At 69.8% G+C, this 13,865-nt stretch carries 9 protein-coding genes; 4 read left to right on the forward strand and 5 right to left on the reverse strand.

Annotated elements, in window-relative coordinates:
* Position 1: 1 nt before the first annotated feature.
* Genes IG04_RS0112005 through IG04_RS0112015 form a run of 3 tightly spaced genes read left to right on the forward strand, consistent with a single transcriptional unit; the run spans position 2 to position 2,812 of the window.
* Positions 2 to 982: a hypothetical protein gene (locus IG04_RS0112005; protein ID WP_030476678.1), complete on the forward strand. Its 981-nt coding sequence runs from the start codon at positions 2 to 4 to the stop codon at positions 980 to 982.
* Complete coding sequence (locus IG04_RS0112010) at positions 982 to 2,196, forward strand: adenylosuccinate synthetase (protein WP_051769626.1); 1,215 nt, start codon at positions 982 to 984, stop codon at positions 2,194 to 2,196. Before IG04_RS0112005 ends, IG04_RS0112010 begins: the two co-directional genes overlap by 1 nt.
* The gene (locus IG04_RS0112015; RefSeq protein ID WP_248782521.1) at positions 2,183 to 2,812 is read left to right on the forward strand and encodes an NUDIX hydrolase; all 630 of its coding nucleotides are present in this window, start codon (positions 2,183 to 2,185) and stop codon (positions 2,810 to 2,812) included. Before IG04_RS0112010 ends, IG04_RS0112015 begins: the two co-directional genes overlap by 14 nt.
* A 121-nt stretch (positions 2,813 to 2,933) precedes the next feature.
* On the opposite strand, the gene IG04_RS0112020 is transcribed toward IG04_RS0112015, so the two are convergent.
* From IG04_RS0112020 to IG04_RS0112040, 5 genes are all read right to left on the reverse strand, one after another.
* Entirely contained in the window at positions 2,934 to 4,130 is a 1,197-nt protein-coding gene (locus IG04_RS0112020; RefSeq protein ID WP_036014454.1) for a M1 family metallopeptidase, read from the reverse strand.
* Positions 4,127 to 7,864 carry a Pls/PosA family non-ribosomal peptide synthetase gene (locus IG04_RS0112025; RefSeq protein WP_084400921.1) on the reverse strand — a complete coding sequence of 1,246 codons (3,738 nt, stop codon included), beginning with the start codon at positions 7,862 to 7,864 and terminating at the stop codon, positions 4,127 to 4,129. Before IG04_RS0112025 ends, IG04_RS0112020 begins: the two co-directional genes overlap by 4 nt.
* A gap of 100 nt (positions 7,865 to 7,964) precedes the next feature.
* A complete protein-coding gene (locus tag IG04_RS0112030; protein WP_084400922.1) occupies positions 7,965 to 9,851 on the reverse strand; it encodes a DUF4153 domain-containing protein in 1,887 nt (628 codons plus the stop codon).
* Between the two features lie 71 nt (positions 9,852 to 9,922).
* Entirely contained in the window at positions 9,923 to 10,894 is a 972-nt protein-coding gene (locus tag IG04_RS0112035; protein WP_030476684.1) for a HAMP domain-containing sensor histidine kinase, read from the reverse strand.
* Positions 10,895 to 10,917: 23 nt separating this feature from the next.
* Complete coding sequence (locus tag IG04_RS0112040) at positions 10,918 to 11,607, reverse strand: response regulator transcription factor (RefSeq protein ID WP_084400923.1); 690 nt, start codon at positions 11,605 to 11,607, stop codon at positions 10,918 to 10,920.
* An 84-nt stretch (positions 11,608 to 11,691) separates the two neighbouring features.
* Here IG04_RS0112040 and recD2 point away from each other — a divergent pair, with 84 nt between their 5' ends.
* On the forward strand, positions 11,692 to 13,857 hold the full coding sequence (gene recD2, locus IG04_RS0112045; RefSeq protein ID WP_030476686.1) for an SF1B family DNA helicase RecD2: 2,166 nt from the start codon (positions 11,692 to 11,694) through the stop codon (positions 13,855 to 13,857).
* The last annotated feature ends 8 nt before the right edge of the window (positions 13,858 to 13,865 follow it).

Here is a 13,865-nt window from a genome sequence, read left to right on the forward strand (position 1 = left end):
CATGGGACACGGCAAGTGGGATGACAATGCCTACGCGGCGGCGAAGACCTTCCGCGCGGCGAAGGGAATCGCGGACTTCGGCTACACCGCCTCGATCAAGTCGGCGCCCTCGTCGAGCTGGAAGGCAGCGCCGTCACTCGACCCGCTGAACGTCGAGTACCGCGAGTGCCGCGACTCGCCCGACCACGCCGACTCGACACCGATCGCGGTGCTGTTCGACGTGACCGGGTCGATGGGCGCGGTGCCGCGGATCATGCAGGGCAAGCTCGGTAAGCTGCACGGACTGTTGCAGCGCAAGGGATATCTCGCCGACCCGCAGCTGATGTTCGGCGGGATCGGTGACGCCGACAGCGACCGCGTGCCGCTGCAGGTCGGCCAGTTCGAGTCGGACAACCGCATGGACGAGCAGTTGCGGGACATCTTCCTCGAAGGCAACGGCGGCGGGCAGAAGAGCGAGTCCTACGAGCTTGCCGCGTACTTCGTCGCACGGCACGTCGTCACCGACGCGTGGCAGAAGCGGGGTCGCAAGGGCTACCTGTTCATCATCGGCGACGAGCTGAACAAGCCGCGGCTGGAGGCCAAGCACATCCGCCGGATCATCGGTGACGACGTGAAGCAGGACATCGACCCGGTGTCGGTCTACCGCGAGCTCGCTCTCAAGTGGAACGTCTACTTCATCCTGCCCAACCAGTCGTCGTACTTCAACGACGACAGCATCGGCGACCACTGGCGGACGATCCTCGGGCAGAACTTCCTCAAGCTGGACGACCCCGGCGCGGTGTGCGAGCTCATCGCGGCGACGATCGGCATGGAGGAACGCGTGGTCGACCTCGACCAGGCCCTGGTGGACCTCGCCGAGATCGGGTCGGTCGCCGAGAGCAAGGCCGTCGGCAAGGCCCTGGTCGCCGTCGGCAACGCCGCACGGCCGGTCGTCGCCGCACCGCTCGGCATCGACGGTCCTGACGACGTGGCGCTGAGCTGATGAACGACCACGTGATCGTCGTCGGGCTGGGGTTCGGCGACGAGGGCAAGGGAGCCGTCGTCGACGCGTTGTGCGCCGACGGGCCGGTATCCGCCGTCGTGCGGTTCAACGGGGGAGCGCAGGCCGCGCACAACGTGATCGCCGGCGGCAGGCACCACACCTTCAGCCAGTTCGGGTCCGGCACGCTCGCGGGTGTGCCGACCTGGCTGTCGCGGTACGTGCTCGTCGAGCCGATCGCGCTGGCGACCGAGTCACGCGAACTGGAGGCGCTCGGCGTGGCGAACCCGCTCTCGCTGATGTCGATCGACGCCGGAGCGCTGCTCACCACGCCGTTCCACGTCGCCGCGAACCGGGCCAGGGAGAGGGCCAGGGGCGGCGACCGGCACGGGTCGTGCGGTAAGGGGATCGGCGAAACCGCCTGGTACGGGCTGCTCGCCGGGGCGAGCGAGGGGGACGTGGTCGAGGGGCAGCGGGTGCTCGGCGAGCCGGGCCCCGCCCCGACCGTTGGCGACTGCCTGAACCCCGCGGTGCTGCGCACGAGGCTGGACGCGCTCGCCAGGTTCTACGAGCCGCTGATCGGCGACGGCCCGGACGTCGACGAACTGGTCGGGCTCTACGGCGCGTTCGCGGACGCCGTCCGGATCACCGAGGGCCACGAAGGGCTGCTCGACGCGGGCCGAGTCGTCTTCGAGGGCGCGCAGGGCGTCCTGCTCGACGAGACCTACGGCTTCCACCCGCACACCACCTGGTCCACGGTCGTGCCGCGCAACGCCCGGGAACTGCTGCAAGGACGTCCGGCCCGCGTGATCGGCGTGACCAGGACCTACCAGACGCGCCACGGCGCCGGTCCGCTGCCGACCGAGGACCAGGCCGTCCTGGAGCGCTTCCCGGAGTTGCACAACGGCACAGGGGAGTTCCAGGGCGCATGGCGGGCCGGGCACCTGGACGCCGCGTTGCTGCGCTATTCCGTCGATTGCTGTGGGGGTATCGACGGGCTGGCCGTGACGCACCTGGACGCCGACGGCCTGAAGGTCGCCACCGGGTCGAGCCTGGAGGACATGTCCGACCCCGTCGCGTACCTGGAGGATCTGCTCGATGTCGACGTGCTCGTCACCGGCGCGGGGCCGGCCAGGACGGACTACGCGGTGCGGGACAATCCACGACATGATCGAGTCGACGTTGGTCTCGGTAGATGTGATCGTGCTCCGGTTTGATCCGGAGGCACGCACGGTGCTCGTGGGGGTCGCACCGCGCGCACAGGAGCCGTTCGCGGGTGAGCTGGCACTGCCCGGCGTGCTGCTGGGCAGGGGTGAGCGGCTGCGGGACGCGACCGCCAGGGCCGTCACCGGGAAGCTGGGCCTCAGCGAGAAGTCGGTGACCGCGACCGGCCAGCTCGCCACGTTCGACGAGCCGTCGCGTGACCCGCGTGGCCCGACGTTGTCGATCGCGCTGTGGGCCACGGTGACCAGGGCGACCGGCGACCTGGCCGTCTGGAGCCGGCTCGACGCCATGCCCGCGCTCGCCTTCGACCACGACCGGATCGTCGCCGACTGCCGGCCGTTGTTCGCGGACAAGCTCTGGCGCGACGTGCCGTTCACCGCGGGCCTGCTCGGGCCCGAGTTCACCACGGCGCAGGCGCTCGACGTGACCGAGTCGCTGACCGGCGACCGGCCCTACCCGGCCAACCTGGGCCGCACGATGGACCGCGTGCCGGGCCTCGGCCGCACCAGTGAGCACGCGGCCGCGTTGCCCAAGGGAGGCCGCCCGCCGCTGGTGTGGAAGTGGTCTGGGGCCTGTATCGAAGTCTGGTCCGATGAGAGTCGCGCTTGAGGTGGTTCCTGGTGGTGCGGCCGAATGGCCCGCATACCGGTGTTGTATGTGGGCCATTCGGCTGTGCCGCCAGGGGCCGCCTCGGGCCCGGCTATCGCGGACCAGACTTCGATACAGGCCCCTAACGAGGCAACTCGGGCTTGAAGAGCCAGCTGTTGAGCAACTCGCGGTGCCCGGCCAGCGAGAGGAAGTCCTCGGTCGTCACCACGCCGTGCCGGTGGCGGGCGCACCACTCCCGCAGCAGCGCGAAGAACGAGTCGTCGCCCATTTCGCGGCGCAGCGCGTGCAACGTCAAAGCACCGCGCTTGTAGACCCGGTCGTCGAACCAGTCCGCGCGCGGCGGCCGTCCGATCACCAGGTTCTGCGGCAACCGGCGCAGCAGATCTCGTGCTGCGGCAGCACAAGCGTCTGCGGACCGGCCGCCGGAAGCCTCGGACCAGAGCCACTCCGAGTAGCAGGCGAAGCCCTCGTTGAGCCAGATGTGCTCCCACGCGGCGATCCCGACGGAGTTGCCGAACCACTGGTGCGCCAGCTCGTGCGCCACCAGCCGTTCCGAACCGCGGCGGCCGTCCACGTGGTTCGCCCCGAACGTCGACAACCCTTGCGCCTCAACGGGAACGTCCAGCTCGTCATCGGTGACGACGACCGAGTACCTCTCGAACGGGTACGGCCCGAACAACGACGAGAACAGCTCGATCATCGCGTTCTGGCGGCCGAAGTCGTGCGCCACGAGCCGACCAAGCCGGACAGGCGCCCACACGTCCGGCAGGGCCTCGACGTACTGTCCGATCTGGACGGTCGCCAGGTAGGTCGCCATCGGCGCGGCCATCGAGTACGTCCACCGGGTCGTGCTGCCGGACACCTTGCCGTCCACCAGCACCCCGTTGCACACCACCGTGTACGGCGAGGGCGCCGTGACCTCCAGGTGGTAGGAGGCCTTCGAGGACGGGTCGTCCAGGCACGGGAACCACGACGGCGCCCCGATCGGCTGGGACGCCACGATCGAGCCGTCGGTGAGCTGGTCCCAGCCGAGATCGCCCCACTCGGGCGTCGAGACCGGCACCGGCATGCCCGAATAGCGGATCTCGACCGAGAAAGCCCCTCGTACGGCGGCACGGATGTTCAGAACGCCACCAGCGTGGCCGTAGCGCGCGGGTTTGCCGTTCACCAGCACCTTCGAGATCCGCAGAGGACCGAAGGACAACGAGAACGACGACAGCGAGGTGCAGGAAGCCTGCAACACCGCACGTCCGGAGAGGCGCGCGGAGTACGGCTTGTAGTCAAGCTCCAGTGCGTAATGCTGTACGGAGAGGCTCATGTCCACGCGGAGATCGGGTTGCCCAGCCAACGGGTTCCCGACGGTACATCCTCTCCGCGCATGACGAGCGAGGCGGGTCCGATCGTGGTGTGAGCGCCCACGGACGCTCCGGGCAGCACGATGCCGTGCGGGCCCAAAGTAGAACCGGCGCCCAGCTCCACGCGGTCCATCCGCAGGATCCGGTCGTGGAACAGGTGCGTCTGCACGACGCAGCCCCGGTTCACCGACGCGCCGGCACCCAGCTTCACCAGATCCGCCTCGGGCAGCCAGTACGACTCGCACCACACGCCACGGCCGACCGACGCGCCCAGCGAGCGCAGCCACAGGTTCATCAGCGGCGTGCCGCCGGAGAACCCGACGAGCCACGGCACCGCGAGCACCTCGACGAACGTGTCCGCCAGCTCGTTGCGCCACACGAACGCCGACCACAGCGGGTACTCACGCACCTTGAAACGGCCCACGAGCGTCCACTTGGCAACGACGGCGACCAGACACGCGGCGACGCCCGCGCCCAGCAGCACGACGCCGGACCACCAGAGCCCGAACTCCTTCAGCGCGAACAGCACCAGCACGACGAGAGCGACGTTCAGCATCACCGGGACGAACCGGCACAGCTCGACCAGCGCCCGCGCCCACATCAGGTGCTTCGGCGGGTTGAACGTGCGCGACTGGTCCGACACCTCGGCGGCGCGGGGCAGCTTCATCGGCGGCATGCCCAGGTACGACGAGCCGGCCTTGGCCCGCTTCGGCGCCGCCGACAGCACGCCGACGAGCCCGCCCTTCGGCACGTTGCGGCCAGGCGCGGTCATGCCCGAGTTGCCCAGGAACGCCCGCTTGCCCACGCGTGCGTTGGCGATGCGCAGCCAGCCACCGCCGAGCTCGTACGTCGCGACCATCGTGTCGTCGGCCAGGAACGCCCCGTCGCCCACGCGGGTCATCTTCGGCAGCGCGACCACGGTCGAGGCCTCCACGTGGCGGCCGACCTTCATGCCGAGCAGCCGCAGCCACACCGGCGTGAACAGCGACGCGTACAGCGGGAACAGGGCCGTGCGCGCGTTGTTCATCAACCGCTCGGTCGTCCACGCCGCCCACGCGCCGCGGCTGTGCACGGGGTAGTGGCCCTCGCGCATGCCGATGCCCAGCAGCCGCACCGAGACCAGGATCAGCAGCGCGTAGGTGCCGAACCAGATCGCCGAGGCGACCGGAACGTCCCACAGCGCCGACGTCAGGGTCACCGGCCGGCGCAGCACGTAGAGGAGGGCCGGAGCCGCCGCCAGCAGCGGCAGCGCGGCCAGCAGGCCGGACGAGACGCCGTACATGAGGTTCCAGAAGCGCGACCGCTCCGGGCGACGCGACGGGAACGAGCGCGCCGCCTTGCCCTCGCGGGTGGCGGGCACGCCGGACCAGCGTTGACCGGTCGGTACGGACCTGACGACACCCGAACCGGGCGCCACCTCGGCCTTCTTGCCGATCCGCGCGCCGGGGAGCAGCGTGCTGCGCGCACCGACCGTCGCGCCCGCGCCGATCCGGATGCGGCCGATGCGCAGCCGGTCGCCGTCCAGCCACCAGCCGGACAGGTCGACCTCGGGTTCGACGGCGGCACCGCGCCCGACCTTCAGCATGCCCGTGACCGGCGGCAGCGAGTGCAGGTCGACGCCGGGGCCGATCTTCGCGCCCAGCGCCCGCGCGTAGTGCGTGACCCAGGAGCCGGAAAGCTCGGTGGCGCGCGACATCCGCGCCAGCATCTCGGCGGTCCACAGTCGCAAGTGCACGGTTCCGCCGCGCGGGTACTCGCCGGGCTTCACACCGCGCAGCAGCAACCGGGCGCCACCGGCGGAGATCGCGAGGCGTCCGGCGGGGCTGAGGAAGACCGCGAACCCCGCGGCCACCCACCACCACGACACGGACGTCCAGCCCAGCACGTTCGACAGCGCCGTCAGCGCGACGACCCAGCGGGCGCCGGAGATCGTGAGCAGCGGGATCATCAGCAGCGTCTGGACGACGCCGGTCCAGCGCGGCGTCGGCGCGACCTCGTGGACCTCGGCCGTCTCGCCGTACGACTCGAGCCGGCGGGCCAGCTTGTACAGCGTCGGGTTCTGGTAGATGTCCTGCACCGACGTGCTCGGGTACCGCGTGCGGATCAGGGAGACCAGCTGCGCGGCGCCCAGCGAGCTACCGCCGGACGAGAAGAAGTTCGCGCCCTCGGAGGCGGGACCGGAGCCGAGCACGGCGGCCCACTGCTCCGCGAGCCAGCCTTCGAGACCGGAGAACACCACGCCCGCGGTGTCCATCGACTCCAGCGGCCACGGCAGCGCGGCGCGGTCGACCTTGCCCGACGTGCGCGTGGGCAGGGTCTCGACCACCGCGACCAACGGCACCAGCGCGGCCGGCAGCTCGGAACGCAGCTGATCGACAGCCGTTTCCTGGTCGAACTCGCCGTCGGTCACCACGTAACCGACGAGGATCTGGTTGCCGCCCCGCGTCGTGCGCACGGCAGCGGCGGCACCGGCGATACCGGGCAACGCGGCCAGCGCCGCGTCGACCTCGCCGAGTTCGATGCGGCGGCCGCCGAGCTTGATCTGCTCGTCCGCGCGGCCGAGGAAGACGAGGCCCTCCGGCTCGGCGCGGACCATGTCACCGCTGCGGTACGCGCGGTCCCAGCCCATCGAGGGCAGCGGCGCGTACTTCTGCGCGTCCTTCTCGACGTCGAGGTAGCGCGCCAGGCCGACGCCGCCGATCACCAGTTCGCCGGACTCGCCCATGGGCAGGACCTCGCCCTGAGCGTCCACGACGACGAGGTCCCAGCCGTCCAGCGGGAGGCCGATGCGCACGGGACCGGTGCCGGACATCTGCGCGGCACAGGCCACGACCGTCGCTTCCGTGGGCCCGTAGGTGTTCCAGACCTCGCGACCGTCGACGGCGAGCCGCTCGGCCAGTTCGGGTGGGCAGGCCTCGCCGCCGAAGATCAGCAACCGGACGTCGTCCAGCGCCTCGACGGGCCACAGCGCGGCCAGCGTCGGCACCGTGGAGACGACGGTGATCTCCTGCTCGACCAGCCACGGGCCCAGGTCCATGCCCGTGCGCACCAAGGAGCGCGGCGCGGGCACCAGGCAGGCGCCGTAGCGCCACGCGAGCCACATCTCCTCGCAGGAGGCGTCGAACGCGACGGAAAGCCCGGCCAGCACACGATCTTCCGGCCCGATCGGCTCGTCCCGCAGGAACAGACGCGCCTCGGCGTCGACGAACGCGGCGGCGTTGCGGTGCGTCACCGCGACGCCCTTGGGCTTACCGGTCGAGCCGGACGTGAAGATGATCCACGCGTCGTTGTCCAGACCCGGCTCGCCGGGCACGCCGAGCGTGGTGCCGTGCCGCACGAGGGAACGGCCCTCGCTGAGCACGGCACCCACTTGTGCCTCACCGAAAACGAGCTCTGCCCGCTCGTCCGGGTCCTCGAAGTCGACGGGCACGTAGGCCGCGCCGGCCGCGAGGGCCGCCAGGATCGAGACGTAGAGGTCGACCGTGCCGGACGGCACGCGAATGCCGACCCGGTCGCCGACCCCGACGCCCTCGGCGGCGAGCTTTTCTTTGAGTTCCAGTACTTCCGTGATCAGTGCGCGGTACGTCAGCGCGGTGGTGCCGTCGTCGACGGCCAGCGCGTCCGGGTGCTTCTCGGCACTCGCGCGCAGGATGTCCAGGAGGGTGCGCGGTGTGGGCGCCTCGCCTGCGGTGAACATCGATCGAAGGACAACGGGTTCAGCCGCGATCGTCACGTCAGCGTCACTTCTCACCCTCTCGGCAACCGGTAGCTGTACAACTTTACAGCCGTGTAAAGGACTACCTCTCTCCGGAGTACCGACCCTCACAGGTGACCTCAGTCACCGCAACACTTTCGAGTGACTTCCTTGCGTTGTGGCGCGCGAGGTTCCACTCCCGCCAGTCCTGCTCGACGGTGCGATTCTTCATCCACCGCAAGGCACACGAGCGTTCGTGCGCGGGCAGCCTGATCAACGCGGGCACCGCGTCCTCCGACAACTTCGACAGGTAGTACGTGTCGATCTTCTGTGTCGCCTCGAACCGCGACACGTTGTAGTCGGCGACCACCCGTTCGGGGTTCATCGCCACCACCGCAAGGAAGAACGCGGCACCGGTGGCCACGATCGCCTTGGGCAACCAGTTGGCGCGCAACGAGATCCCGCTCGCGATCACCATCAGGTACACGACCGCCAGCCACACCTCGCACGACGCGACGAGCAGCCGCAGCACCGTCCAACCGTACGCCTGCTGGTAGAACCACATGCGGCTCAAGGCACTCGCCACGATGACCAGCGTGAGAACAGCCAGCGAACCGAGCAACACCCGCAGCCACAACTGTTCCTGCTTCGTCTTCTTCACGGCGAACCGCGCGACACCCGCGATTACGCCGAGCGTGAGAACGGCGACCCACAGCAGCTGCCAGAACCCGGTCCGCGCGTACTCGGCGAACGTCACGCCCGCCGTCCTCATCACGTAGGCCTCGCCGCCGAACAACACCGCGAGCTGCGTGCCCACGAACCCGGTGAACAGCAACACGAGCACACCGACGGGCAGCCCGTAGTCCTTGAGCCGCAACGATCCCGGCTTCACCTCGGCGTCCTCGTCGATCTCCGGCGGCGCCGCCACCAGATAGCAGGCCCCCAGAGCACCAAGCGCCGCAACGATCCCGAAGAACGCCTTCTGCACGTACGTGTCGATGTCGAGGTCCGGCACGAGGCCTTCGAGGAAGTCGTTGAACCCCTTGTCCGCCCCGGCCAGCAACGACCCGAAGACCACCAGCAACACCAGCGCCACACCGGCGGAGACGAACGGCCGGATGCCGATCCGCCCCCGCCTGCGGACCCCCTTGGCAACCCAGGGAATGGACCGAAGCCCACCCAGCCCGACACCCAGAGTGCCGAACACGAGCCCCCGCACGGTCCTGCCGCCGGCCATGGCGATCGAACCGCACAACATCGACGCCATCAGCGCCAGCGGGAACACCCACTCCGCGGCGCGCAGGAAGCCCATCGCGAGGAACGCCAGCGCACCCGCCAGCCACAGCGCCCGCTCGACGGTAGGCCTGCCCGCGTAGAACAGCACCCCGCCGACGCCGGCCAGACCCGCCAGGAACCAGCCGATGCCGTTGTTCGGCACCGCGAGGAACGCGCCGCCCAGACCCGCCACGAGGCCCGCGACCAGGGCTTTGCTCGGTGCGCCGGTCGTGGGTGGCCGCCACCAGGGCATGAACGGAACCCCTGGGGCCGCCATGGCGGACACCGGGGCCGGGTAGCCGGGCGGGCCCTGCCACGGGGACGGCGGGGGCAGGGTGGCGGTGACGACCGCGGCCGGCTGAGCGGGCTGCGGCGTTTCCGCGGGCTTGGGCTTCTCCGCGACCGCGGCAGGCTTCGCCTTCGCCGGCTGATCTTGTCGGACCTCGTGAGTAGGTTGAGTCGCAGGGGTTCCCGGCTCGGGGGTACCCCTGCGCGAGCCTGCCCCGGCCTCGCCGGCGGCCTCACCAGCGCGTTCGTCAACGCCCCCCTCGACGGGCTTCTTCTCCGAAACCTTCGGGGCTTCAACGTCCGCACCCTCTGCGGGTTCCGGTGAGCCCCCAGTGCCCACCGGCTTCCCGCTCCCGGACACCGGCCGGTACCCGGACTTGCGGAAGTTCCGGTACTTCGGCCGCCCAGCGGCCTTGTCGTCAGTCATGTCTCTCTCCCAAGCCCGGAAACGGGCGTGCTTCATCGCCACACAAGCAAGCGGTCAGTACGGGGCAAACGTCAGCGAGGCAAGGTCACCCGGATGCAGGATCCGGGCTCCACCACGGCGATCGTCCCGCCGTGCAGGTCCACCACCCACTGGGCGATGGCGAGCCCGAGCCCGGTCCCGCCACCGCCCGCCCTCTCCCCTCGGGTGAACCTCTCGAAGATCCGCGACCGGTCGGCCGGCGCGATGCCGGGCCCCTCGTCCCGGACCTCCAGCACCACAGCCGAAGCCGTGGAGTACCCGGCCACGGACACCAACCCCCCGGTGGGTCCGTGCCGGGCAGCGTTGTCCACCAGGTTCACCAGCACCTGGTGCAGTCGCTCCCCATCGGCGAGAACGGTCAGATCTCCGGCGACGTCGATCGAGAACGAGGCCGAAGGGGCGGCCACCGCTGCCTCCGCCACCACGTCGGCGACCAGGGACGAAACGGACAGCGACTCCCGGTTCAGGGACAGCACGCCCGCATCGATCTTCGACAGGTCCAGCAGCTCGGTGACCAGCCGCCCCAGCCGTTCGGTCTGCGCCAGCGCGGTCCGCATGGTCGCCGCGTCGGCCACCGCCACCCCGTCGACCACGTTCTCCAGCACGGCCTGCAACGCCGTGATCGGGGTCCGGAGCTCGTGCGACACGTTCGCGATCAACTCCCGACGCTGCTGGTCCGCGGCGGCGAGATCGGCGGCCATCACCGTGAACGCCTCGGCCAGCTGCCCGACCTCGTCCGAGGACGTGGCGCGGACCGACCGTGAGTAGTCCCCGGAAGCCATCGACCGGGCGGCAGAGGTCATCTCCCGCAACGGCGAGGTCATGCCGTGCGCCAGCAACTGCGAGGTCAGCAACCCCAGCACGAGAGCGATCAGCGTCGTACGGGGCGGCAACCATCCGGTCACGTAACGGAAGTAGGCGAACGAAACACACCCGGACACCACGATCACGATGCCGAGCTTGAGCTTGATCGACTCCACCGAGTCCAGCGGGCGCGGCAGCATGTCCAGCAGATCCAGCAACCGCCTCACGAGGACACCTTCTTCACGGGTACCTCCAGCGCGTACCCCACCCCGTGCACGGTCCGGATCAGGTCGGCCCCGAGCTTGCGCCGCAGCGCCTTCACGTGGCTGTCGACCGTCCGCGACGAAGCCCCCTCGTGCCACCCGCACGCCTCCGCCAGCAACCGTTCCCTGGCCTGCACGGCGGACGGCCGTTCGGCCAGGAACACCAGCAGGTCGTACTCGGTGGGCGTCAGATGGGCCTCGACCCCGGACCGCGACACCCGCCGCGAAGCCAGGTCGATCAGCAGATCACCCAGCTCCATCGACTGCGTCGACGTCGCCCGCGACACCCGGCGCAGCAGCACGTGCACCCGTGCCGCCAGCTCGCGCATCGAGAACGGCTTCGTCAGGTAGTCGTCCGCCCCCACGGCGAGCCCGACCAGCAGATCGGTCTCGTCCCCCCGCGCGGTCAGCATCAGCACCGGCACCGACCGCGACGCCTGGATCCGCCGGCACACCTCGAGTCCGTCGAACCCCGGCAGCATCACGTCGAGAACGACCAGGTCAGGGAGGAACGCGGCCGCCTGGGCGACCCCGGAGGGCCCGTCATGAGCCACCGACACCAGGAACCCCTCGGCCCGCAGCCGCACGGCCACGGACTCGGCGATCGTGATGTCGTCCTCCACGACGAGCACCCTGCGCTGACCTGTCATGACGGCGACTTTATGGGTATGTCGTGGAGGACGCCGGAACAAGTTGTGAAGATCGTGTGCAGACCCGCGCTGTAGGTTCGCACCATGAACGTCCTCGAAGCGGTCCTGGAGAGGATCACGTACGCCAACGAGGACAACGGCTACACCGTCGCCAAGGTCGACACCGGCCGCGGTGACCTGGTCACGGTCGTCGGCGCGCTGCTCGGCGCGCAACCCGGCGAGTCGATCCGCATGCGCGGTACCTGGGGTTCGCACCCGCAGTACGGCAAGCAGTTCCACGTCGACGACTACACGACGATCCTGCCCGCGACGATCCAGGGCATCCGCCGCTACCTCGGCTCCGGCCTGATCAAGGGCATCGGCCCGGTGCTGGCGGACAAGATCGTCACCCACTTCGGCGTGGACGCCCTGGACGTCATCGAGCACTCTCCGGAACGCCTGATCGAGGTCCCGAAGCTCGGCCCCAAGCGCACCAAGCTCATCGCGGACGCCTGGGAGGAGCAGAAGGCCATCAAGGAGGTCATGGTCTTCCTGCAGGGCGTCGGCGTATCCACGAGCCTCGCCGTCCGCGTCTACAAGCAGTACGGGGACAAGGCCATCGAGGTCGTCCGGGAGGAGCCGTACCGGCTGGCAGGCGACGTCTGGGGGATCGGCTTCAAGACCGCCGACGTGATCGCGAAGGCCGTCGGCATCCCGCACGACAGCCCGCAACGCGTCAAGGCAGGCCTGCAGTTCACGCTCTCGGAGGCCACCACCGACGGCAACTGCTACCTGCCGGAGCAGGCCCTCATCGCGGACGCCATCAAGATCCTCCAGGTCGACACCGGCCTGGTCATCGACTGCCTGGCGGAGCTCGTCGAGGAAGAAGGCGTGGTCCGCGAGGAGCTCCCGGACGACGAGATCGCCGTCTACCTGGTCCCGTTCCATCGCGCCGAGATCTCGATGGCGGCGCAGCTCAAACGCCTGCTGCACGCGGACACCGACCGGATGCCGAGCTTCGCCACCGTCGACTGGGACAAGGCACTCGCCTGGCTCGGCAGCGACCTCGAGGAACACCAGGCGGCAGCGGTCAAGCTGGCTCTGACGCGGAAGGTCGCCGTGCTGACCGGCGGCCCCGGCTGCGGCAAGAGCTTCACGGTCCGCTCGATCGTCCGCCTGGCCCAGGCGAAAGGCGCCAAGATCGTCCTGGCCGCTCCCACCGGACGCGCCGCGAAACGCCTCGCCGAGCTGACCGGCCACGAGGCCCGGACCGTCCACCGCCTGCTAGAACTCAGGCCCGGCGGCGACGCGGCGTACGACCGCGACCACCCACTCGACGCCGACCTGGTGGTCGTCGACGAGGCCTCGATGCTGGACCTGTTGCTGGCCAACAAACTCGTGAAGGCCGTCCCGCCCGGAGCGCACCTCCTCCTGGTCGGCGACGTCGACCAGCTGCCGTCCGTCGGCGCGGGTGAGGTGCTCAGGGACGTGCTGGCACAGGGCAGCCCGATCCCGAACGTCCGCCTGACGCACATCTTCCGCCAGGCCCAGGAGTCCGGCGTGGTCACGAACGCCCACCGCATCAACAGCGGCGACTACCCGATCATCCAGGGACTCCCGGACTTCTTCCTCTTCAGCGCCGACGAGGCCGAGGACGCGGCCACGCTGACCGTCGACGTCGTCGCGAACCGCATCCCGCGCAAGTTCCGCCTCGACCCGCGCAAGGACATCCAGGTCCTGGCCCCGATGCACCGCGGCCCGGCCGGTGCGGGCGCGCTCAACACAGTGCTCCAGGAAGCCCTCACGCCCTCCCGCGACAACCTGCCGGAGAAGCGCTTCGGCGGCAGGGTGTTCAAGCTCGGCGACAAGGTCACCCAGATCCGCAACAACTACGACAAAGGCAAGAACGGCGTCTTCAACGGCACCCTGGGCGTCGTCATCGCGCTCGACACCGTCGAGCAGAAGCTGACCATCCGCACCGACGAGGACGAGGAGGTCGACTACGAGTTCTCCGAGCTGGACGAGCTCAGCCACGCCTACGCCATGACCATCCACCGCTCACAGGGCAGCGAATACCCGTGCGTGGTCATCCCGATCACGACCAGCGCGTGGATGATGCTGCAACGGAACCTGCTCTACACCGCCGTCACGCGCGCGAAGAAGCTCGTGGTGCTCGTGGGCAGCAAGAGAGCCATCGGCCAGGCCGTGCGCACCGTCGGCGCGGGCCGCCGCCACACGGCACTGGCCCACCGCCTCAGCACCGAACGGTAGTCATCCGG

Source organism: Lentzea albidocapillata (assembly GCF_000719115.1).
Lineage (GTDB): Bacteria > Actinomycetota > Actinomycetes > Mycobacteriales > Pseudonocardiaceae > Lentzea > Lentzea albidocapillata.